This window comes from Rhizobium sp. SVR5-2C, from assembly GCF_056755115.1.
Window position 1 is genome coordinate 1 of the sequence record NZ_JBNDHT010000053.1, and the last position, 20,846, is coordinate 20,846.

23 protein-coding genes are annotated in these 20,846 nt (G+C 60.1%); 17 read left to right on the top strand and 6 right to left on the bottom strand.

Annotated elements, in window-relative coordinates; all coding sequences use genetic code 11:
• The 7 genes from ACPYOI_RS16720 to ACPYOI_RS16750 all read left to right on the top strand — a co-directional run.
• Positions 1–1,412: ABC transporter substrate-binding protein (locus tag ACPYOI_RS16720; RefSeq protein ID WP_481423077.1), on the top strand; the 1,412-nt coding region annotated here is incomplete at its 5' end.
• 87 nt (positions 1,413–1,499) lie between these two features.
• Positions 1,500–2,504, top strand: a complete 1,005-nt coding sequence (locus ACPYOI_RS16725; RefSeq protein WP_168828467.1) for an ABC transporter permease subunit — start codon at positions 1,500–1,502, stop codon at positions 2,502–2,504.
• A gap of 9 nt (positions 2,505–2,513) precedes the next feature.
• Positions 2,514–3,404 (top strand): ABC transporter permease subunit, encoded by an 891-nt coding sequence (locus tag ACPYOI_RS16730; protein ID WP_168828468.1) that lies wholly within the window; start codon positions 2,514–2,516, stop codon positions 3,402–3,404.
• Positions 3,404–4,420: an ABC transporter ATP-binding protein gene (locus ACPYOI_RS16735; protein ID WP_481415041.1), complete on the top strand. Its 1,017-nt coding sequence runs from the start codon at positions 3,404–3,406 to the stop codon at positions 4,418–4,420. Before ACPYOI_RS16730 ends, ACPYOI_RS16735 begins: the two co-directional genes overlap by 1 nt.
• Positions 4,417–5,370 (top strand): dipeptide ABC transporter ATP-binding protein, encoded by a 954-nt coding sequence (locus tag ACPYOI_RS16740; RefSeq protein WP_168828470.1) that lies wholly within the window; start codon positions 4,417–4,419, stop codon positions 5,368–5,370. Before ACPYOI_RS16735 ends, ACPYOI_RS16740 begins: the two co-directional genes overlap by 4 nt.
• 27 nt (positions 5,371–5,397) lie before the next feature.
• Positions 5,398–5,931: a gluconokinase gene (locus ACPYOI_RS16745; RefSeq protein ID WP_481415040.1), complete on the top strand. Its 534-nt coding sequence runs from the start codon at positions 5,398–5,400 to the stop codon at positions 5,929–5,931.
• A gap of 91 nt (positions 5,932–6,022) precedes the next feature.
• A complete protein-coding gene (locus ACPYOI_RS16750) occupies positions 6,023–6,409 on the top strand; it encodes an ester cyclase (protein WP_481415039.1) in 387 nt (128 codons plus the stop codon).
• Positions 6,410–6,436: 27 nt separating this feature from the next.
• On the opposite strand, the gene ACPYOI_RS16755 is transcribed toward ACPYOI_RS16750, so the two are convergent.
• The 3 genes from ACPYOI_RS16755 to ACPYOI_RS16765 form a co-directional block, all read right to left on the bottom strand.
• Complete coding sequence (locus ACPYOI_RS16755) at positions 6,437–7,684, bottom strand: NAD(P)/FAD-dependent oxidoreductase (RefSeq protein ID WP_481415038.1); 1,248 nt, start codon at positions 7,682–7,684, stop codon at positions 6,437–6,439.
• Between the two features lie 76 nt (positions 7,685–7,760).
• The gene (locus tag ACPYOI_RS16760) at positions 7,761–8,264 is read right to left on the bottom strand and encodes an isoprenylcysteine carboxyl methyltransferase family protein (RefSeq protein WP_481415037.1); all 504 of its coding nucleotides are present in this window, start codon (positions 8,262–8,264) and stop codon (positions 7,761–7,763) included.
• Positions 8,261–9,313 carry a type III polyketide synthase gene (locus ACPYOI_RS16765; protein WP_481415036.1) on the bottom strand — a complete coding sequence of 351 codons (1,053 nt, stop codon included), beginning with the start codon at positions 9,311–9,313 and terminating at the stop codon, positions 8,261–8,263. Before ACPYOI_RS16765 ends, ACPYOI_RS16760 begins: the two co-directional genes overlap by 4 nt.
• A 168-nt stretch (positions 9,314–9,481) precedes the next feature.
• Between ACPYOI_RS16765 and ACPYOI_RS16770 the strand changes: the two genes are divergently transcribed.
• The 7 genes from ACPYOI_RS16770 to ACPYOI_RS16800 all read left to right on the top strand — a co-directional run bounded on the left by ACPYOI_RS16770 (position 9,482) and on the right by ACPYOI_RS16800 (position 14,750).
• Complete coding sequence (locus tag ACPYOI_RS16770) at positions 9,482–10,033, top strand: tetratricopeptide repeat protein (protein ID WP_481415035.1); 552 nt, start codon at positions 9,482–9,484, stop codon at positions 10,031–10,033.
• A gap of 40 nt (positions 10,034–10,073) precedes the next feature.
• A complete protein-coding gene (locus tag ACPYOI_RS16775) occupies positions 10,074–10,679 on the top strand; it encodes an RNA polymerase sigma factor (protein WP_481423078.1) in 606 nt (201 codons plus the stop codon).
• Positions 10,676–11,470 (top strand): anti-sigma factor family protein, encoded by a 795-nt coding sequence (locus tag ACPYOI_RS16780; protein ID WP_481415033.1) that lies wholly within the window; start codon positions 10,676–10,678, stop codon positions 11,468–11,470. The genes ACPYOI_RS16775 and ACPYOI_RS16780 overlap by 4 nt, the downstream gene beginning before the upstream one ends.
• A gap of 75 nt (positions 11,471–11,545) precedes the next feature.
• On the top strand, positions 11,546–12,073 hold the full coding sequence (locus ACPYOI_RS16785) for a hypothetical protein (RefSeq protein WP_168828479.1): 528 nt from the start codon (positions 11,546–11,548) through the stop codon (positions 12,071–12,073).
• A gap of 92 nt (positions 12,074–12,165) precedes the next feature.
• On the top strand, positions 12,166–12,330 hold the full coding sequence (locus ACPYOI_RS16790) for a DUF1328 domain-containing protein (RefSeq protein WP_022717247.1): 165 nt from the start codon (positions 12,166–12,168) through the stop codon (positions 12,328–12,330).
• A 224-nt stretch (positions 12,331–12,554) separates the two neighbouring features.
• The gene (locus tag ACPYOI_RS16795; protein WP_481415032.1) at positions 12,555–14,177 is read left to right on the top strand and encodes an ABC-F family ATP-binding cassette domain-containing protein; all 1,623 of its coding nucleotides are present in this window, start codon (positions 12,555–12,557) and stop codon (positions 14,175–14,177) included.
• A 105-nt stretch (positions 14,178–14,282) separates the two neighbouring features.
• Complete coding sequence (locus ACPYOI_RS16800) at positions 14,283–14,750, top strand: SRPBCC family protein (RefSeq protein WP_481415031.1); 468 nt, start codon at positions 14,283–14,285, stop codon at positions 14,748–14,750.
• 45 nt (positions 14,751–14,795) lie between these two features.
• Here ACPYOI_RS16800 and pepT read toward each other — a convergent pair whose 3' ends face one another.
• The 3 genes from pepT to ACPYOI_RS16815 form a co-directional block, all read right to left on the bottom strand.
• Positions 14,796–16,028: a peptidase T gene (gene pepT / locus ACPYOI_RS16805; RefSeq protein ID WP_481415030.1), complete on the bottom strand. Its 1,233-nt coding sequence runs from the start codon at positions 16,026–16,028 to the stop codon at positions 14,796–14,798.
• A gap of 135 nt (positions 16,029–16,163) precedes the next feature.
• Positions 16,164–17,570, bottom strand: coding sequence for a chromate efflux transporter (gene chrA / locus ACPYOI_RS16810; RefSeq protein WP_481415029.1), 1,407 nt, complete (start codon positions 17,568–17,570; stop codon positions 16,164–16,166).
• Positions 17,571–17,576: 6 nt separating this feature from the next.
• Entirely contained in the window at positions 17,577–18,389 is an 813-nt protein-coding gene (locus ACPYOI_RS16815) for a chromate resistance protein ChrB domain-containing protein (RefSeq protein ID WP_481415028.1), read from the bottom strand.
• A 261-nt stretch (positions 18,390–18,650) separates the two neighbouring features.
• Here ACPYOI_RS16815 and ACPYOI_RS16820 point away from each other — a divergent pair, with 261 nt between their 5' ends.
• From ACPYOI_RS16820 to ACPYOI_RS16830, 3 genes are all read left to right on the top strand, one after another.
• On the top strand, positions 18,651–19,043 hold the full coding sequence (locus tag ACPYOI_RS16820; protein ID WP_481415027.1) for a GFA family protein: 393 nt from the start codon (positions 18,651–18,653) through the stop codon (positions 19,041–19,043).
• A gap of 416 nt (positions 19,044–19,459) precedes the next feature.
• Complete coding sequence (locus tag ACPYOI_RS16825; protein ID WP_481415026.1) at positions 19,460–19,918, top strand: hypothetical protein; 459 nt, start codon at positions 19,460–19,462, stop codon at positions 19,916–19,918.
• 117 nt (positions 19,919–20,035) lie between these two features.
• Complete coding sequence (locus ACPYOI_RS16830) at positions 20,036–20,752, top strand: hypothetical protein (protein ID WP_481415025.1); 717 nt, start codon at positions 20,036–20,038, stop codon at positions 20,750–20,752.
• The last annotated feature ends 94 nt before the right edge of the window (positions 20,753–20,846 follow it).

Consider the following 20,846-nt stretch of genomic DNA (forward strand, 5'->3'; position numbering starts at 1 on the left):
TCAAGCACGGCAGCACCGAGGTTGAGCCGGGTCTTGCCGAGAGCTGGACCGTTTCCGACGACGGCACGGTCTATACCTTCAAGCTGCGTCCGGGCGTCAAGTTCCAGACGACCGACTTCTTCACGCCGACGCGTGACCTCAATGCCGACGATATCGTTTTCTCCTTCGAGCGCCAGCTGAAGGCCGACAATCCGTGGCACACCTATGTCGCAGGCGGCTCCTACGAATATGCGGCCGGCATGGGCTTCCCGGACCTCATCAAGACGGTCGAGAAGGTTGACGACCTGACGGTCAAGTTCACGCTCAACCATCCGGAAGCGCCCTTCATCGCCGACCTCGCGATGGACTTTGCCTCCGTCCTCTCCAAGGAATATGCCGATAAGCTGCAGGCCGACGGCAAGATGGAGCAGATGAACCAGCAGCCGCTCGGCACCGGTCCCTTCACCTTCGTCGCCTACCAGCCGGATGCCGTCATCCGCTACAAGGCCAACGACACCTACTTCAAGGGCAAGGAAAAGATCGACGATCTCGTTTTCGCGATCACTTCGGACGCATCGGTGCGCGCGCAGAAGCTGAAGGCTGGCGAATGCCACATCATGCCTTACCCGAACGCTGCCGACATCAAGGATCTCAAGGCCGATTCCAACCTCAAGGTTCTGGAACAGCCGGGCCTGAACGTCGCCTACCTCGCCTATAACACGCTCGTTGCGCCCTTCGACAAGGCCGAAGTCCGCAGGGCGCTCAACATGGCGGTCAACAAGCAGGCGATCGTCGACGCGGTCTTCCAGGGCTCGGCCCAGGTTGCCAAGAACCCGATCCCGCCGACGATGTGGTCCTATAACGACGCCGTCAAGGACGACGAATACAATCCGGACGAAGCCAAGAAGATGCTCGAGGCCGCTGGCGTCAAGGATCTCAGCATGAAGATCTGGGCGATGCCTGTCTCCCGTCCCTACATGCTGAACGCGCGCCGCGCCGCCGAACTGATGCAGGCCGACCTCGCCAAAGCTGGCGTCAAGGCCGAGATCGTCACCCATGAGTGGGCTGAATACCTGAAGCTCTCCTCCGCCAAGGACCGTGACGGTGCCGTCATTCTCGGCTGGACCGGCGACAACGGCGACCCGGACAACTTCATGGACACGCTTCTCGGCTGCAGTGCAGTCGGTGGTAACAACCGTGCTCAGTGGTGCAACAAGGAATACGACGACCTGATGACGAAGGCCAAGCAGACGGCCGACGTCGCAGAGCGTACGAAACTCTACGAGCAGGCTCAGGTGATCTTCAAGAAGGAAGCTCCTTGGGCAACGCTCGACCACTCGACCGAATTCGTCCCGATGAGCGCCAAGGTTTCCGGCTTCGTGCAGGATCCGGTCGGTGTTCACCGCTTCGACGGCGTTGATATCGCCGAATAACGAAAAATAGTGCAAAATGCCCGGAATACCGGGCTCTCCGGCGGTCGGGCGATATCCTGGCCGCCGGTAATTGTTGGACCATCTGTCATGCTGCGATTTCTCATTGGGCGCCTTGCCGTCCTGATCCCGACATTTCTCGGCGTTTCGCTTATTGCCTTCTCGTTCATCCGTCTGCTTCCCGGCGATCCCGTCATGCTGATGTCGGGTGAACGCGTGATGGCGCCAGAGCGTCATGCCCAGATCATGCACAATCTCGGTTTCGACCGGCCCATGTATATCCAGTACTTCGATTACGTTGGTAAGGTGCTGCATGGCGACCTCGGGACGTCGATCGTCACGAAGCGTCCGGTCCTCGGCGAATTTGGTGCGCTGTTCCCCGCGACGCTCGAGCTTTCGCTCTGTGCCATTATTCTCGCGATCTGTCTTGGCGTGCCGGCGGGCGTCTTCGCCGCCGTCAAGCGCGGCACATGGTTCGACCAAAGCGTGATGGGCGTCGCCCTCGTCGGCTATTCGATGCCGATCTTCTGGTGGGGCTTGCTGCTCATCATCTTCTTCTCCGGTTACCTCGGCTGGACGCCCGTTTCGGGCCGTATCTCGCTGATGTACTTCTTCAAGCCGGTCACCGGCTTCATGCTGATCGACAGTCTTCTTTCCGGTCAGGCGGGAGCATTCCGCTCGGCGGTAAGCTATCTCATTCTGCCAACGATCGTGCTTGCCACCATCCCGCTAGCCGTCATCGCGCGCCAGACACGCTCGGCGATGCTCGAAGTGCTTGGCGAGGATTACGTTCGCACGGCCCGTTCCAAGGGCCTGAAGCCGCTGCGCGTCGTCGGCGTGCATGCTCTGCGCAACGCCATGATCCCGGTCGTCACCACGATCGGCCTGCAGGTCGGCGTGCTGCTCGCAGGCGCGATCCTGACGGAGACGATTTTCTCCTGGCCTGGCATCGGCAAATGGATGGTCGACGCGGTGTTCAAGCGCGACTATGCCGTCGTCCAAGGTGGTCTTCTGCTGATTGCCGGCATCATCATGCTGGTCAATCTGATCGTCGACATCACTTATGGCTTCATCAACCCACGCATTCGGCACTAGGAGCGGTTCATGAGCACGGTCACGACCAAAACCGTCCAGCCATCCGCCCTTGCGGAATTCTGGTACTACTTCTCGCGAAACAAGGGGGCTGTCATCGGCCTCGCTGTCTTCGTCGTCATTCTTGTGCTGGCAATCTTTGCTCCCTTCGTTGCGCCGCATGCGCCGAATGAGCAGAACCGTCAGATGCTGCTGCTGGCGCCGTTCTGGTCGGAAAGCGGCAGCGCGTCCTTCCCCCTCGGAACGGATGCCGTCGGCCGCGACATTCTCTCGCGTCTGATCTACGGCGCGCGCTTCTCGCTCTTCATCGGCGTCGTCGTCGTGACGCTGTCTGTGATCGCGGGCGTACTGATCGGCCTCGTCGCGGGCTATTTCCGCGGCCGCGTCGATATCGTCATCATGCGCCTGATGGATATCATTCTGGCCTTCCCGTCGCTGCTTCTGGCTCTCGTGCTGGTCGCCGTCCTCGGTCCCGGCCTTACCAATGCGATGATCGCGATCTCGATCGTCAACCAGCCGCATTTCGTGCGCCTGACGCGAGCCTCCGTCATGGCGGAGCGCGAGAAGGAATATGTCGTCGCGTCGCGCGTGGCGGGCGCCGGCACCTTGCGTCTGATGTTCAAGACCATCCTGCCGAACTGTCTCGGGCCGCTGATCGTCCAGGCAACGCTCGCCTTCTCGGCGGCGATCCTCGATGCCGCGGCTCTCGGCTTCCTCGGCATGGGTGCACAGCCTCCGACACCCGAATGGGGCACGATGCTCGCCGAAGCGCGCGAGTTCATCCAGCGCGCCTGGTGGGTCGTAACGTTCCCGGGTCTTGCCATCCTCGTCACCGTTCTAGCCATCAATCTGATGGGTGACGGTCTGCGTGATGCGCTCGATCCCAAGCTGAAGAGGTCGTGATGCCGCTTCTCGATATCCAGAATCTGACTGTCGAATTCCAGACGTCTTCCGGTCTGTTTCGCGCCGTGGATGGCGTGTCGCTCAACTGCGACAAGGGGGAGATCCTCTCGATCGTCGGCGAGTCCGGCTCCGGCAAGTCCGTTGCCATGCTTGCCATGATGGGGCTGCTGCCCTGGACGGCCAAGATCACCGCCGACCGCATGACCTTCGACGGCAAGGAACTCATCGGCCTTTCCGGCCGCCAGCGCCGCAAGATCATCGGCAAGGACATGGCGATGATCTTCCAGGAGCCGATGTCGAGCCTCAACCCGTGCTTTACCGTCGGCTTCCAGCTCGGCGAGACCCTGCGCGTGCACATGGGCATGAACCGCAAGGAACGCCGCGAACGTTCGATCGAACTGCTGAATCTCGTCGGCATCCCTGCTCCGGAAGATCGCCTGTCGAACTTCCCGCACCAGATGTCCGGCGGCATGAGCCAGCGCGTCATGATCGCCATGGCGCTCGCCTGCAATCCGAAGCTTTTGATCGCCGACGAGCCGACGACTGCGCTCGATGTGACGATCCAGGCACAGATCCTCGACCTGCTCGTCCGCCTGCAACGCGAGCAGGGCATGGCGCTCGTGCTGATCACCCACGATATGGGTGTGGTCGCCGAGACCGCCGAGCGCGTTCAGGTGCAGTATGCCGGTCAAAAGGTAGAGGAACAGCCGGTCAAGGAACTCTTCCGCGACCCACATCACCCCTATACTGCGGCATTGCTTTCCGCTCTGCCGGAGCGCGCCGCCGTCGGGCAGCACCTGCCGTCGATTGCCGGCGTGGTGCCGGGCCAGCATGACCGCCCCAGCGGCTGTCTGTTCGCGCCACGCTGCGGTTTTGCCACAGTCGAATGCGAGCGCGGCGTCGTGCGCCAGGGACCGGACCTCGGCGTGGCACTTTGCAACTATCCCTTGAAAGACGGCAAGCCGCTCGGTCATCCGGGCGCGATGCCGAAGCAATCCGCTGGAGACCTCGTATGAGCGGAGCCGTTCTCGAGGGCAAGGATCTTGCCCGTTTCTACACCGTCAATCGCGGCATGTTCAAACCTGAAGCGACCGTCAAGGCGCTGAATGGTGTCAGCTTCAGCCTTTATTCCGGAAAAACGCTCGCCGTCGTCGGCGAATCCGGTTGCGGCAAGTCGACGCTCGCGCGTCTCGTCACCATGATCGAGGACCCGACGGGCGGCGAATTGTTCATCGATGGCAAGCCTGCACGGATCGGTGATCGAAGCCTGCGCAGCCAGGTTCAGATCGTATTTCAGAACCCTTACGGTTCGCTCAATCCGCGCCAGAAAGTCGGCGCGATTCTTGAGGAGCCGCTGAAGATCAACACCGATCTCGATGCCGCGGCCCGCCGTCGTAGGGCAGAAGAGATGATGGCGCGCGTCGGCCTGCGCTCGGAACATTACGGTCGCTATCCGCATATGTTCTCGGGCGGTCAGCGCCAGCGTATCGCCATTGCCCGTGCGCTCATGCTGCGGCCGAAAGTGCTTGTGCTCGACGAGCCCGTGTCCGCCCTCGACCTCTCCATCCAGGCTCAGGTGCTGAACCTTTTGATGGACCTGCAGAAGGAAATGGGCCTTGCCTATCTCTTCATCTCGCATGGTCTTTCGGTCGTTCGCCACATCGCCGACGACGTGATGGTCATGTATCTCGGCCGGCCGGTCGAGACGGGGCCGGCGGCCGAAGTCTTTGCGCACCCGCGTCACCCCTATACAGCCGCCCTGCTGTCCGCGACGCCGATCGCTGATCCCGACCGCGCCAAGAACCGCATCCGTCTGCAGGGCGAGCTTCCGTCGCCGCTGAAGCCGCCGAGCGGCTGCCACTTCAATCCGCGTTGCTGGAAGGCTCAGGACTATTGCCGTCGGGTCGAGCCTCTACTAAGTGGAACAGGCACGCAACAATACGCCTGTCACTTCCCGCTCGACTGAGCGGGTACAGGCGACGACGGAGGATACATGCCGGAACGGACGGACACATCCCACGCAATCATCGTGATGGGTGTCAGCGGCTCCGGCAAATCCTCGATTGGCGAGAAACTGGCGGAGGCGCTGAACCTCCGCTTCGTCGAAGGTGACGGGCTTCATCCTGCTTCGAACGTCGAGAAGATGTCGAAAGGCATCCCGTTGACCGATGACGACCGCATGCCTTGGCTCGACGTGATCGGCGAAACCATCAAATCCGCTCTCGCAAAGGGTGAAGGCATCGTTGTTTCCTGCTCGGCGCTGAAGCGTATCTATCGCGATCGTCTTCGCACCGCCGCCGGCGGCAGCCTCTTCTTCGTTTATCTTGATGGCTCTCGGGATCTGCTTACGCGGCGGATGGGCGAGCGCAAGGGCCATTTCATGCCGGCGTCGCTGCTCGATAGCCAGCTCCAGACGCTCGAAGTGCCGACCGGCGAGCCCGGCGTCGTGACCGTCGATATCGACGACACGGTCGAAGGTATTGCGGAAGCGGCGCGAAAGAAGCTCGCGCCGCTTGGCGTTGCCTGACCAAGGCCTATTGACGGCCTCTTGGAAGCGACCATCTTCGCGTGCTCAGTGGCGGTCGCCGCAGAAGCCGCCCGGAGCCGGAGGACCTGCCTTGAGCCGAGCGGAACTTTCAGCGATCTATCGCGATTACATAGCCTGCCTGAATGCGCAGGACTGGCAGCGGCTGGGACACTTCGTCGGCGACGATGTACGCCACAATGATCGGAGGCTCGGCCTGGCAGGCTATCAGGCGATGCTGGAGCGGGACTTCGAGGAGATCCCGGACCTTCATTTCGACGTCAAGCTGCTGATCTCCGATCCGCCCTTTATCGCCAGCCGGCTTGTTTTCGATTGTACGCCGAAGGGAACGTTCCTCGGCCTTCCCGTCAACGGAAAGCGCGTCTCTTTCGCCGAAAATGTCTTCTATCGCTTCGATCGGGAAAAGATCGATGAGGTTTGGTCGGTGATAGACAAGGCGGCAATCGAAGCACAGCTCTGATGAAAGCCGCCATGTCATGTTGTGCCGTCACGGGTTGAAGCGCTGCGGCGAATAGGCCGAAATATCGATGAAGGGCGTTTCGCCGGTAATGAATTCCGCAAGCACGCGGCCGGTCACCGGTCCGAGCGTCAGGCCGTGATGCGCATGTCCGAAGGCGAACCACAGCCCGTTGTGGCGCGGAGCCTTGCCGATGATAGGCATCATGTCCGGTGTGCAGGGGCGGGCACCCATCCACGGCTCCGGATCAAGACGGCGCCCGAGCGGGAACACGGTGCGCGCCACCTTTTCCGCGCGGTCGAGCTGAACCGGCGTCTTCGGTGCGTCGAGCGTGGCGAACTCCGCGCCGGTGGTCAGACGGATACCGCGGTTCATCGGTGCGAGGAAATAACCACGCTCGGCATCGAGCGTCCAGTTGTTGAGGACGGCATTGCCCTCTGCCGCATAGTGCATGTGGTAGCCGCGCTTGACGCCGAGCGGGAAGGAGTAGCCAAGCCGCTTCGTCGCCACCGCGGCCCAGGGGCCGAGCGCCAGCACGGCATCGTCGGCATCCAGCGGGCCTTCGGCCGTGGAGATGCGCCAGCCGGAGCCTACTTGGCCGAGCGAAGCGGCATCGCCGGTAACGAAACGACCGCCCAGGCTTTCAAAATAGGTGCAGTAGGCGTTCGTCAGCGCATGCGGATCGAGGACAGACCACGGATCGCGCCAGCGCAGGCCGCCCGTAAAATTCTGCGTCAGGTTCGGTTCGATGCGCGCCACATCGGCGGAACTCAGCTTGTCATAGGTGACGCCGAACTCCTTTTCCCAGAGGGTGGCTTCGGCAATCGCCTCATCATATTTTTCGGCCGTGCGGAAAACCCGCATCCAGCCATCCTTGCGGATCAGCGCCTCGGCATGCGAGGCCTCGATCAGGTCCTTGTGCTCGGACACGGAGTTTTCGATCAGCGGTGCGTAGGCGCGCGTGATTGCCTCGTGTCGCCGCGCATTGGAGTTCCACCAATAGCGGGCAAGGAAAGCGACCTGACTTGGCAGCGTCTTCAGATGGTAATGCGCGTCGATGCGGTTGTTCAGCGCATAGCGCAGCAACATCCCGAACTGTTGGGGGAAACCGTAAGGCACAACACCTTCGCGCTGGATCAGGCCGGCATTTCCGAAAGAGGTCTCGCTCCCCGGAGCCTTGCGGTCGATCAATGTCACCTGCCGTCCGCGCCGTTGCAGATGAATTGCCGCCGAAACACCGATGATGCCGGCACCGAGCACTATTGCATTCTTTGTCATTTTTTCTTGCAGCCCACTTAATTCCAAGGGCCGAAAATGCCCCCTGGATCGCGACGGCGCAATTGAAAAATGCATTTCATTTCAAAATCATTGCCGCTCGGAGTGCCGCATTTTCGGCGCGGATGCGGGCGGTCAGTATGATCGCATTCAGCACCGTGAAGATCCCGGCATACAAATACATATCGAACGCCAGCGGCAGGGCTGCGATCTCTCCGGCAACGATCGCATAATTGGGGTGCCGGATGAGGCTATAGGGTCCACTGCGGACAAGCGGCGCGTTCGGAAGAACAATGATACGTGTCGTCCATCGCTCCTTGAGAGTGGCAAGTACCCAGAGACGAAGGACCTGCAGGAGCATGAAGATGCCGAACCAGAAGAAGTTTACCGGCCGGTCGGTGGCAAGCAGCCACAATCCGCCGATCCAGCCTGCATGAAGTGCAACCATATAGGGATAGTGCTCGGCCCCGAACTCCCGCGCGCCGCGCGCAAAGAGCGCGGCGGTGTTGTGCTTGGCAAGAGCAAGCTCGCCGAGCCGCTGAAGCGTCACGAAGGTTAGGAGTGCGACGGAGGCGAGCATCATGCGGTCCTCCGCAGCGTGACGCAGCTGGCCGAAAAGCCCGGTCCCATCGCAATCATCGCTGCGCGGTCCGGCAGACCGGCTTGGATGACGCGTTCCAGCACGAAGAGCACGGTCGGCGAGGACATGTTGCCATAATCGGACAGCACCGAGCGTTCATGATCGAGCGACCCGGGCGAAAGCGCCAGCGCGCTTTCCATCGCTTCCAGCACCCTGGTGCCACCCGGGTGGCAGACAAAGCGGTCGATGTCCCGGCGCGAAAGCCCGTTGCGGGCAAGGATGCCGTCCAAGGCCGGGCCAAGCTCCCTTTCAGCGAAGGGCGGCAGCGATTGCGCAAGCACGATGCCGAAGCCGGTATCGTCGATCTTCCAGCCCATGATGTCGAGCGTGTCCGGAAACAGATGTTCGCCGGTGGATTCCACCGCGGCGATGCCGTCTCCGCCGTTGCGTAGCACGCAAGCCGCAGCGCCGTCGCCGAATAGCGCAGTTGCGATGATGTTCGGCCGCGTCAGCTCGTCCAGCCGGAAGGCGAGGGTGCAGAGTTCGATGGTCACGAAGAGAACGATCTTGCCCGCTCTGGCTTTCGCCTGCCGGACCGCGATGCCGAAGCCGGAGACGCCCGCCGCGCAGCCAAGCCCGAACACGGGCACACGCTCGATATCCGGTCGGAACCCCATCTTCCCGGCAAGTTGCGCGTCGAGGCTCGGCGTCGTGAACCCGGTAGAGGAGATGGTCACGACGCAATCGACATCGCCTGCTTTCAGATCGGCACGCCGCAGTGCCTTTGTCGCTGCTTCAACGAAGAGGCTGCCCGCGACCTCCGCATAGGCGTTCATGCGGTCCGGCCAGCCATGCGGTTCGTCGAACCATGAGAGCGGCCGCGCTGCATGGCGTTTGCTAATGCCTGCATTGTCGAAGACGCCGGCCAGATGCCGAAAGTCCGCGAAGCGGCCAGCAAAGAGGCGGGCGGAAGCCGCGGCAGCTTCTGCCTGCGTGATGACGTGTTCCGGCACCGCAACCGCGAGGCTCAGCAATTTCACCGTATCGCTCACTGCATTCTCCTTGTTGCCCGGCGGCAAAACGGAGAACACTTGGCACGGCGATTTATTCGGCCGTCAGCGTCACAAAAAGGTGATGCAAAAATCCCTTACGCCGTCCGAATAAAACGAAGGGCAGGAGTGTTCTTTCGGCGCAACGTCATTTTCCACGGAGATATTCCCATGACGACGACCACGACCGTTCGCATTGCTTCTCTCGTTTTTGGCGGCTTCATCGCCGCCTCCATGCTTTCTACCCCGGTTTTCGCAGTCGGCGGTGGTGGTAGCGGCAGCGACGCGAGCACGCCCGTTTGCAAAAAGGGTCAAATCTACGACAAGAAATCGAAGAGATGCGTAAAGCAGAGCAGCGCCAATGTGCCGGACGAGGACCGTACCGATTATGCCTATGCGCTGGCCAAGGCCGCCAGATACCAGGAGGCGCTCGATATGCTCGATACCGTCAAGGATCAGAATAATGCGGAAGTGCTGAATTATCGCGGCTACGCCACGCGCAAGCTCGGCCGTACGGACGAAGGCATCACCTACTACCTCCAGTCGGTAAAGCTCGACCCGAACTATGCGCAGGTCCGTGAGTATCTCGGCGAAGCCTATGTCGTCAAAGGCCGCATGGATCTTGCCAAGGAGCAGCTAGGCATCATCAAGACGATCTGCGGCACCGAATGCGAGCCGTATGAGGACCTCAACGCTGCCATCCTCAATCCGTCGAAGATGTAAATCGAAGCAGGACGCGGGGCAGGCAGGAGGGGATATTCGGATGTCGGTCGCGCGCACGACATTTCCTGCGTATAGTCGCCTGAAAATGGAATCGCCGGCTCAACCGGCGATCTCCGGAAGAAGAACCGGGGCGGAGGCGGCCATCGCGAGCGAAGCGGATATCAGGAAAGGCCTGACAGAGAACTTTGCCAGGCTCTGGCGTTATGGCCTTGTACTCTCGCGTCAGCGTGATGTGGCCGATGATCTCGTGCAACAGACCTGCGTCCGGGCGCTTGAGCGCGCTGCGCAATTCGAACCAGGAACCCGGCTCGATCGCTGGCTGTTTTCGATCCAGCATTCGATCTGGCTGAACGAGGTCCGCTCTCGCAAGGTCCGCCAGGGCAGGGGTTTCGCGGATCCGGAAGAAGCGCTGGTCTTCGATGGCGCCCACGACACCGAAACGCACGTCATGGCAAACCAGGTGCTTCGGCAGGTGGATGCGCTTCCGGAAGCACAGCGCAGCGCCGTCTTCCTCGCTTATGTGGAAGGACTCTCTTATCGCGAGGTGGCAGAAGTCTTGGGAATACCGATCGGAACTGTGATGAGCCGGCTGGCGGCAGCCCGTGCGACGCTCTCCGGGGCTCTTTCGAAAGAGGCACGAGAATGAGCAACGATATCCATATTATGCCCTCTGACGAAGAGTTGACGGCCTTCATTGACGGTGAATTGCCGCCTCAGGATGCCGCGCGTATCGAAGCGCTTGCCACAGTCGACGACCACGTGGCCGGGCGGCTGGAATTCCTCTCCCGTAGCAGTCTGCCGTTCAAGGAGGCTTTCGCGCCGCTTCTTACTGCCGCGCCAAAGGCCGAGCTGGAAGCGGTGCTCTCTGCGATCCCCGAGCGGCAGGACACCACAGCCTCGACTTTGACGAGCCGTCGCGGCTTTCTCAGCGCCATTGCTGCCTCGGTTGTCGCGGGCGTCATTGTCGATCGTGCCTACATCGGTCTCAGTCGCCGTCCATCGAGGGAAGAGAGCACGGAATGGCGCGGCGTCGTCGCCGAATACCTCTCGCTCTACACGGCGGACACGCTTGCGGGTCCCGTGCCACCTGCCGATATTCAGAGCGCTCAGCTCGCCCTGCTCGAGGGAAAGCTGGGTCTTGCGCTTTCTCCGGAGAAGGTCGCGTTGCCCGGCGTGGACTTCAAGCGCGCGCAGCTCCTCGAGTATGAAGAAAAACCGCTCGCGCAGATCGCCTATCTCGATCCCGAGACAGGCCCGATGGCACTCTGCATCATCCGTTCGAACAGCGGCGAAAAGTCGCCGGATATCGAGGGTCGCTTGGGCATGAATGTCGTTTACTGGTCCGATAACACCCATGCTTTCATGCTGATCGGTCATGCTCCGGCGGATCGGATGCAGGAAATCGCCGATAGCGTCAGGGCAAAATTGACGGTGTGAAGCCGTCCCGCCATTATGATGACCAGATTGCATGGTGTTGCCGGTCATCTCGATGCGATAGGACCGGTATTCTAAATGGATTGGATCAATCGTTATATTGACGAGCCGCTGCTTTCCGGCGCGGCACGTACGCTGCGGGCTTGGCATGCTTATACGGCGCAACATCCGGAACGTTTGGAACCGGTGTGGAATCTCGCGATGCTTTCGCTGCTTGCGATCGCAAGCCGGTACATTCTCTCCGGCTGGCCTCTTGTCCTGAGCCTCGCGGCATTGTTCATGCTGGCGCTGCCATCCGTCTGGAAGCTGGTTTCCTCCGCGAGAACCGGAGCAGGCGGCTATGACGCCCGGCGCTACAAATCGCTCCGGGCCCGTGCGATCAGCAAACGTGAGGCGGAGTGGTCGTTGCGCATGACGGTTCTCTTCGTTTCGGCGGGCCTGCCGTTCGTGACACGCATCGACGAGCCGGTCGGAGCGGCATTTATGGGTGGCGCATGCATGTGGTTCGTATTGACCGCGCCGGTGAAGTTCTACCTCGAAGCGGCCGAGCCGCCCACCCCCGATCAAGGTGACCGCTCACCTCGGGGCGCCTTTCAGCTCGGCTGACATCCCAGGGGCCGCAGTACTTTCCAAGGCCTTCTGGAACAAATTGCCAAGGATCGCCGTTATTAGGCCAGGATCGGATAGAGGAGTTCACCATGCTGTACTACGCTTTGGTATTTCTCGTCGTAGCCCTGATCGCCGGTGTACTTGGATTCGGCGGCATTGCAGGCGCTTCGGCTTCCATAGCACAGGTTCTTTTCTTCATATTCCTGGTGCTGTTCGTCGTCTCGCTCGTCATGCGCCTGATGCGCCGCGAGTAACGCGACGGATATCTGGAATTCGGAACCCGGCGTTGCGGCGCCGGGTTTTATTTTGACAGATCGGGTCTGCCTCCGCGCTGTCAGGATCTTCGATGTGCGGCGCACAATATTGACGTTCGCCCGAACCCATCCCAAAATAAATCCCGATGCTGAAAATCTGCGACAGGCGGCGCGACACGTGACATAAGGGCGCGCCGAAACCATTCCGGGATGCCCGAACGCCAATGATACGCATCGAAAACATCAGCAAACAGCTTAGCCACCGTATCCTCTTCATTGAGGCTTCTGCGGCTCTCAACAAGGGCGAGAAGATCGGTCTCGTCGGTCCGAATGGTGCCGGCAAGACGACGGTCTTCCGGATGATCACGCAGGAAGAGCACCCGGACGAGGGACAAGTCGCCGTCGAGAAGGGCGTCACCGTCGGCTATTTCAACCAGGATGTGGGCGAGATGGAGGGCCGCAGTGCCGTCGCCGAGGTGATGGATGGCGCAGGCCCCGTGAGCATCGTTGCCGCCGAATTGCGGGCTCTTGAGGCTGCCATGGCCGATCCCGATCAGGCGGACGACATGGAGACGATCATCGAGCGCTATGGCGAAGTGCAGGCGCGCTACGAGGAACTGGATGGCTATGCGCTCGAAGGGCGTGCGCGCGAAGTCCTGGCGGGCCTGAGCTTCAGCCAGGAGATGATGGATGGCGATGTCGGCGCGCTCTCGGGCGGCTGGAAGATGCGTGTGGCGCTCGCCCGCATTCTCCTGATGCGGCCCGATGTCATGCTCCTCGACGAGCCAAGCAACCATCTGGATCTGGAAAGCCTCATCTGGCTTGAGGAATTCCTCAAGGGCTACGAAGGCGCGTTGCTAATGACCTCGCACGACCGCGAGTTCATGAACCGCATCGTCACCAAGATCATCGAAATCGATGGCGGGACATTGTCGACCTACTCGGGTGACTACGGCTTTTACGAGCTGCAGCGGGCACAGAACGAAAAGCAGCAGCAGGCTCAGTTCGAGCGTCAGCAGGCGATGCTCGCCAAGGAGATCAAGTTCATCGAGCGCTTCAAGGCGCGCGCCTCGCACGCTTCGCAGGTGCAGAGCCGCGTGAAGAAGCTGGAAAAGATCGACCGGGTGGAGCCGCCCAAGCGCCGCCAGATGGTCTCGTTCGAGTTCCAGCAGGCGCCGCGCTCCGGTGAGGACGTCATCAACCTCAAGAACGTGCACAAGAAATACGGCAGCCGAACCATCTATGAGGGACTGGATTTCATGGTGCGGCGCCGGGAGCGGTGGTGCATCATGGGCATAAACGGCGCGGGAAAATCGACGTTGCTGAAGCTGGTAGCGGGCTCTGCGGAGCCGGATGAAGGCAGCGTCGCTCTGGGTGCCAGCGTGAAGATGGGCTATTTCGCACAGCACGCCATGGACCTGCTGGACGGCGACCGCACCGTGCTCCAGTCGCTTGAGGATAAGTTCCCCCAGGCGGGCCAGGGCTCATTGCGTGCGCTGGCAGGCTGCTTCGGGTTCTCCGGCGACGATGTGGAGAAGAGATGCCGGGTGCTGTCGGGTGGCGAGAAGGCCCGGCTGGTCATGGCGATCATGCTCTTCGACCCACCGAACCTTCTCGTGCTGGACGAGCCGACGAACCATCTGGATCTGGACACCAAGGAAATGCTCATCAAGGCCCTGTCGGAGTATGAGGGAACGATGCTGTTCGTCTCGCACGATCGCCACTTCCTCGGCGCTCTGTCCAACCGGGTGCTGGAGCTCACGCCTGACGGCATCCACCAGTATGCCGGCGGCTATACGGAATATGTGGCGCGCACGGGCTATGAAGCTCCCGGGCTGCGCAGTTGAGCGCTTGGCCTTCAGCAGGAGTATTTTCAAGCGCGCTCATGTATCATATCGCAAGCGCCTCTTTGTCGGCGCTTGCAGCGAATTAAAGCAGTAGCCGGATGAGCGATGTCATCGACCGAGTTTCATCTTGCGACGGAATGGATCGTCGATTCAGCGGTTGAAGATGTCTGGCGGGTGCTCAATACGCCTGAGACCTGGCCTGAATGGTGGCCGTCCGTGAAACAGGTCGATCTGTTGCAGGAAGGGGACGAGGCAGGCATCGGTTCCATCTACCGGATGCGATGGTCGACCGCACTGCCTTACGACCTGATCTTCGAGATGCAGACGGTGAGGGTAGAGCCGCTCGTGACCATCGAGGGCCGGGCTTCCGGCGAACTCGATGGCATCGGACGGTGGACGCTGCGGCCCGAAGGCTCCAAATGCAAGGTTCGCTACGATTGGATCGTCAAGGTGACAAAGCCCTGGATGGTCAGATTTGCATTCATCCTGCGGCCGGTCTTCAGATGGAACCATAACGTGGTCATGGAACGCGGCCGGCGCGGTCTCGTGCACCACCTAGCGCGCAATCGCTGACAGAAATGTCGCTGTAGCTTCGCGTCTTGAATAGATAGGCAGGCTCTAAGCGCGCTCCGCCCAGATCTTCGCCAGTTCGACGATCGTCCTTACGGCTTTCTCCATGTCTTGCCGGCTGACCCATTCGAGCGGCGAGTGAAAGGCGTGGCCACCGGCGAAGATGTTGGGGCAGGGCAGCCCCATGAACGAAAGCCGCGAACCGTCGGTACCGCCCCTTATGCTGCCGCGCACCGGCTCCATGCCCGCCCGTCGCACCGCCTCGAGGGCGTTTTCGACGATCTCCGGATGACGGTCGAGGATGACCTTCATGTTGCGGTACTGCTGCTTGACCTTGAAGGTGTAGGATGAGCCGGGATAGTCGGCCATGACCTCCCGCACGATCCCCTCGAGCATGGCCTCCTTGGCGGCAAGCCCGTCGTCTTCGAAGTCGCGGACGATGAGGCTGAGGTTTGCCTTTTCCATCGAGCCGGTCACACCCGTCGGGTGAACGAAACCCTGTCGGCCTGCGGTCGTCTCGGGCGCCACGTCCTTCGGTAGCCGGCTGATAATCGCTCCGGCAATCTTGACGGAATTCTCCATCTTCCCCTTGGCGAAACCGGGATGGATCGCGACACCTTGAATAGTGATTTCGACGCCATCGGCCGAGAAGGTCTCATCCTCGATGTGCCCAGGCATTTCGCCATCCATGGTATAGGCAAACTGTGCGCCCAGCTTTGCGAGATCGACCTTGTCCACGCCGCGCCCGATTTCCTCGTCGGGCGTAAACAGGATCTTGATCGTCCCATGCTTGATATCGGGATTGCCGACCAGGTATTGCGCCGCGGTCATGATCTCGGCAATTCCGGCCTTGTCGTCGGCACCAAGCAGCGTCGTGCCGTCGGTGGTGATGATGTCGTTGCCGATCTGGTCCTTCAGTGCCGGATGATCGCTGACGCGAATGACCTGCTGCAGATCGCCCGAAAGCTGAATGTCTCCACCGCCATAGTTGCGCACGACTTGCGGTTTCACGTTCGTCCCTGTGAAATCCGGCGCGGTATCCATGTGCGAGCAGAAGCAGATGACGGGGACCGGCTTGTCGGTGTTGGACGGGATGGTCGCATAGACATAGCCGTGCTCGTCGAGATGCGCATCGGACAGGCCGATTGCCAGCAATTCCTCCACCAGCATACGGCCGAGGTTCTTCTGCTTTTCTGTCGAGGGCTGCGTCGGCGACTTGGGATCCGACTGCGTATCGATGACGACGTAGCGAAGAAAGCGATCGGTAACAGTATCGGTCATGGCGAAATCCAATGATGAGCGTCGGCTATGGACTGCTGTAGCCTTCATCCGTGTCGCGGTGAAGGCATTTTTGCTTTGCCAACGCGTTTGCCACCATGACGACCAGTTATCAGTCGTCGGCCTGATCGCGATCGTCTAACCCAGTGCCACTACTGTCCATCCGACGCCGAGGATAGCCGCAGCAAGAAGCGTCACAATGACGGAGAAGTTGAGACGGAATATCGCAATGGCGGCGAGCACGGTCAAAGTCAGCGACGGCAGGTTGAGCGACGAAAGTACCGGGACATCAAGCCACCAGCTTCCAAAGGTGAGCGTGCGGACCTCTCCAAAAAGAACGTGCAGGCCAAACCAGATCGCCAGATTGAGAATCACGCCGACGATCGCAGCCGTGATCACCGACATGGCTGCGGAGAGTGCCGCGTTTCCCCGCAGTTTTTCGATGAACGGGGCGCCAAGAAAAATCCATAGGAAGCTCGGCAGGAAGGTCACCCAGGTCGTCAGGACCGCGGCAAGCGTGGCCGCCGTCAGCGGGCTCAGCGTACCAGGATCGCGGTGGCCCGCCAGGAAGCCAACGAACTGCGTTACCATGATCAGCGGACCCGGCGTGGTCTCCGCCATTCCGAGGCCGTCCAGCATTTCCCCGGGTTGTAGCCATCCGAATCGCTGGACAGCCTCCTGGGCGACATATGCGAGAGCCGCATACGCTCCGCCGAAACTGACAACAGCCATCTGGCTGAAGAAGATGCCAACTTTGGAGAATACGTTATCAGGGCCGAGAGTGACCCAGAGCCCCGCGACCGGAAGGAGCCACAAAGCGGCCAATGCCCCTGACGTCTTCAGCGACCAGGCCAGATTCGGCCGCGCGTGGAGAGGGACATTTTCGCCCAGAGCCGAGTCTCGGTCTTCCAGAATCTTGCCTGAGCCCGATTTGTGACCGCCGCCAACCTTGAAGGCGGCCACATCGGCACGGCCGCCAAGGAAGCCGATGACACCCGCGCCGACAATGATGAGCGGGAAGGGCACGTGCAGGAAGAAGATCGCGATAAATGCGGCAGCCGCCATGCCGATCATCACATTGTTCGTGAGCGCCCGGCTGCCGATCCGGAACACCGCTTGTATGACGACTGCCAGGACAGCGCATTTGAGGCCAAAGAAAAGCCCTTCGACGAACGTCACGTTACCGAAGAGCACGTAGATATAGCTGAGCGCGAGAATGGACACGAAGCCCGGCAAGACGAACAAAGCGCCGGCAATGACGCCGCCCAGCGTTCGGTTGAGGAGCCAGCCGATATAGATGGCGAGCTGATGCGCCTCTGGACCGGGAAGGAGCATGCAATAGTTCAGCGCATGCAGGAAACGGTGCTCCCCAACCCAGCGTTTTTCGTCGACGATGATGCGATGCATGACGGCGATCTGTCCCGCGGGACCGCCGAAACTCAAGGCGGCGACGCGGGCCCAGACTTTCGTTGCTTCGGACAGGGGAACGATATCGCTCTCGGCCGAGAGAGGTGCGTTTCCTGCCTTTCTGGCCAACTCGGTCATCGTTTCCTATCCCTTCCTCGGATTCGGCCAGTTATGCGTCTCGTCCGTCGCGTCGCGGCACCATCTGTAGAAAGCGTCGTAGATCGTCAAGCCTGCCTCCAGCTGTTCGAGGTCGTCGTCGAACATTCGGGAGAGGCCAAGGGAGGCGGCCAATAGTCCAGGCACTTCCGGTGCGAGGTCTGGCCGCGCCGTATCCGCGCCGCGCACGATCCTCGCGAGATGGAGAATGGGCTTCGACTTCAGGCAGAACTCCTCGACCATCACGTCGAATGTGCAAAGCTCGCCACGATGGCTCCAGAAGACCTCCTCGATGTCGAAAGGCATTGCGCCGAAGCGCTCGCCAACAGCGGGCACCTGACTTGCAGGAACGAACAGAAAGACTGCGGAGGGGTCCACGAAACGGCGGATGAGCCAGGGGCAAGCAATGCGGTCGATCTTCGGGCGAGCCCGTGTCACCCATACCGTCCGGCCCTTTGCATCGCGCGGCGGCAGTTTCTCGTCCGGAACGAGGATGCCTTCTGCCGCGCGCCAGGCCTCGAAACCGCCGTCGAGCACCTCAGCCTGGTTTCCTGCGTACCTCAGATAGGCAGCGACGCCGTGGCTGAGCTTCTCACCCTTCTGGCATATCAAGATCGAAGGGCCGGTGACCTCAGAACTCCAGGCCTCGACCTCACGATAGTCCCGCCGGATAGAGCCCGGGATGAGCCGTGGGTCGTCCGCAAAGTCGTCGTCAGTGCGGACGTCAATAAGCATTGGCACGTTCGGCGTGCCGACGATGCGGGTCAGCTTGTCAGATGTGATTTCGAGATATGACGGCATAGCTGCGTCCCTCCGTTGCTTCGGGGTTCAAGGACGCGATTCTCTAGCTGTCGCCTCGTGGGGTGATCGCTACCCCATGTCCAAAAATTTGCAGCAGCGCTGGTGATTGTCAAGGGGCGGACCACCGAGCGCAATCCCTCCGCATAGCCTAAATTCTCCTTGCCGCGAGCGGCTACGCGTCCTCCGCCACAGCGGAAAATTGCACTGACGGTACAGTTCGTTGTAATTATTCCGCCCGCTTGATTTTGGAGGAGACGCAGCATGGACCGATTCACAGGCGGCTGCCTGTGCGGCAACGTCCGGATTGCGGCGTCGGGACGCCCGTACAGGGTCGGCCTTTGTCACTGTCTCGACTGCCGCAAGCATCATGGAGCCCTTTTTCACGCTTCCGCCGTATTCCCTCGGGATGCGGTGACGATCGATGGCGAAACACGCGACTATGCCGGGCGATTTTTCTGTCCCCGCTGCGGCTCGTCAATTTTCGGATGCACTGCAGACGAAATCGAGGTGAACCTGGGATCCCTGGATGCCCCTGACCAACTGAGGCCGACCTACGAACTCTGGACCGTCCGTCGCGAGTCCTGGTTGCCGCCGTTTCCGCTCAAGAGACGATACGAGCGCGATCGTGATGCCACGGATCGTTTCGAGGAGTAGGTCGCACGAACGGTACGAAGGCGCCGTTACAAGGTGACAGAGACGTATGCCTTCATCGGCATCTCGAACCAGTGTTCCAGGACTGCGCCTTCGACATGGAGGAGCAAGTCCGCGGCGACGTGACCGAACAGTTAGCTGACTGTTGAAGCTAGTGGAAAGAAGATGTTTGGCTGGGGAACCTGGAGCCGGACGGCCGTTCCTAAAAACCGTTTACTTTCAACTTGTTGCTCGATGTCGCGTCAACAATGTGGAGGTAGTTTGTGGGGGTGTCAACAATTGGATGCCAAGGCATGCGATCACGATTCATTCGGGCGATCTTCGGACTTCAATCTAAGGATGAATGCGTCGCTCATCCTTACCGCTATGATGGCTCGTGAGTAACGATTCGGGGGCATGCAGAATGAGTTCAAATCGTAATGGCCAGTGATCAACAGTTGATTCAACTTGCGGAGGTGTTTGTCGAGGCGTTTCGGGCTGCGCTTGTTAGCAGCGAGGAAGTTTTTCGCACACTGCTGAAGAGTTCAGAAAAGGGATTTAGTAGTGGAGCGCATGGCACTGTGGAATTTACCGAGGAATTGCTGGAGGCTTCGCGAAATCTGTCATCCCGAGCGGCTAAAGTTTTCGGCGCCAGTCGTATTCATCAGAAGTCAGTTGAAGAGGTTGCGCGTAGTATCGCCTTTAGCAAGGGCGACACTGACAGTGTGAAGGACATCGCCAAGGCGATAGCAATTGGTATTGGTGACGCGGCGAGTACCGAGTACCGCATCATCCGTCCGAATACGCTTATTCGCTTCATGGGTAGTGTGGATGAGGTCAAGCTTGGACCTGTCCGAATCGTGAAACGTGAATTCATTCGCCAGGATGTAGAAAGCTGATCATCAAAAATCCGGATTTCTCCCCTTGAGCAAGAAAGAAACGCCTTCACCCTTGTAGAGGATGGAACTTCCTTAAACGCGCATATCCATCTCCCGGAGCTTTGCTGGGATGTGTCAGTGCAGGGAATGCCGAAAGGGTTGGAACTACAAGCCCTATGGTTCATCGATGTGGCGATTAGTTTCGTTAGATTGCATTACAAGGAGCCGAAGGGGTTGTTCCCTAAGCTTGCGGATGTTGAACCGCATCCCATATACCCACATCCATTCCAATCCCACGGCTTGAGTATCGGCCCGGAGGGGCCCGCCTTCGGTGGAGGCTCGGCTGCGCCTTGGTACGAATTTGATACCGAAATAATAGATGTTCTGAAAAGCTCCACGGTAGCCCGCGTTGCGGGACAGGTGTTCGATCCCAAGAGCAATACGCTGGCAGAACGTATGCAACAGGCGTTGGGATGGCTGACGCGAGCACGCCGTGCCCAGGAGCCTGCGGAGAGAGTGCTCTTGTTCTTCACGACGATCGAAGCGCTGCTTTCGGGAACTAGCAACGACGGCCCCGTCACTGAAACGATTTCGCGCTATGCTGGCGTGATATGGAGCGAGAAGCCCGAGACTCGGCTGGCATTGTATAAGAGCCTCAAGAAGCATTACAATCTCCGATCGCGCATTGTTCACAATGGCGAGCGAAGCGTGGCACAGATCGAGGTCAACAACGTCCACTATATTGCTTGGATGATAACTCAGATTCTCTTGCGTCGTGCTGACCTTACCGTCAAACACGCAGACTTTATTGAAACCCTCAAGGAAGCAAGTTTCGGCACGAAGCTTGAAATTTGACCTGTTTACGACGATCCCGCCTTGACCCGCACACGCCGTCAGATGAGCATAGAAAAACCGCCGTCAACGGGCTGCAACCGTCGGGCGTTTTTTT

Bases quoted from the DNA above. Each gene is read 5' to 3' on its own strand.
- ACPYOI_RS16725 (WP_168828467.1), top strand. From the start codon at position 1,500: ATGCTGCGATTTCTCATTGGGCGCCTTGCCGTCCTGATCCCGACATTT.
- ACPYOI_RS16730 (WP_168828468.1), top strand. From the start codon at position 2,514: ATGAGCACGGTCACGACCAAAACCGTCCAGCCATCCGCCCTTGCGGAA.
- ACPYOI_RS16735 (WP_481415041.1), top strand. From the start codon at position 3,404: ATGCCGCTTCTCGATATCCAGAATCTGACTGTCGAATTCCAGACGTCT.
- ACPYOI_RS16740 (WP_168828470.1), top strand. From the start codon at position 4,417: ATGAGCGGAGCCGTTCTCGAGGGCAAGGATCTTGCCCGTTTCTACACC.
- ACPYOI_RS16745 (WP_481415040.1), top strand. From the start codon at position 5,398: ATGCCGGAACGGACGGACACATCCCACGCAATCATCGTGATGGGTGTC.
- ACPYOI_RS16755 (WP_481415038.1), bottom strand. From the start codon at position 7,684: ATGACAAAGAATGCAATAGTGCTCGGTGCCGGCATCATCGGTGTTTCG.
- ACPYOI_RS16760 (WP_481415037.1), bottom strand. From the start codon at position 8,264: ATGATGCTCGCCTCCGTCGCACTCCTAACCTTCGTGACGCTTCAGCGG.
- ACPYOI_RS16770 (WP_481415035.1), top strand. From the start codon at position 9,482: ATGACGACGACCACGACCGTTCGCATTGCTTCTCTCGTTTTTGGCGGC.
- ACPYOI_RS16775 (WP_481423078.1), top strand. From the start codon at position 10,074: ATGTCGGTCGCGCGCACGACATTTCCTGCGTATAGTCGCCTGAAAATG.
- ACPYOI_RS16780 (WP_481415033.1), top strand. From the start codon at position 10,676: ATGAGCAACGATATCCATATTATGCCCTCTGACGAAGAGTTGACGGCC.
- ACPYOI_RS16785 (WP_168828479.1), top strand. From the start codon at position 11,546: ATGGATTGGATCAATCGTTATATTGACGAGCCGCTGCTTTCCGGCGCG.
- ACPYOI_RS16790 (WP_022717247.1), top strand. From the start codon at position 12,166: ATGCTGTACTACGCTTTGGTATTTCTCGTCGTAGCCCTGATCGCCGGT.
- ACPYOI_RS16795 (WP_481415032.1), top strand. From the start codon at position 12,555: ATGATACGCATCGAAAACATCAGCAAACAGCTTAGCCACCGTATCCTC.
- ACPYOI_RS16800 (WP_481415031.1), top strand. From the start codon at position 14,283: ATGTCATCGACCGAGTTTCATCTTGCGACGGAATGGATCGTCGATTCA.
- pepT (WP_481415030.1), bottom strand. From the start codon at position 16,028: ATGACCGATACTGTTACCGATCGCTTTCTTCGCTACGTCGTCATCGAT.
- chrA (WP_481415029.1), bottom strand. From the start codon at position 17,570: ATGACCGAGTTGGCCAGAAAGGCAGGAAACGCACCTCTCTCGGCCGAG.
- ACPYOI_RS16815 (WP_481415028.1), bottom strand. From the start codon at position 18,389: ATGCCGTCATATCTCGAAATCACATCTGACAAGCTGACCCGCATCGTC.
- ACPYOI_RS16820 (WP_481415027.1), top strand. From the start codon at position 18,651: ATGGACCGATTCACAGGCGGCTGCCTGTGCGGCAACGTCCGGATTGCG.
- ACPYOI_RS16825 (WP_481415026.1), top strand. From the start codon at position 19,460: ATGGCCAGTGATCAACAGTTGATTCAACTTGCGGAGGTGTTTGTCGAG.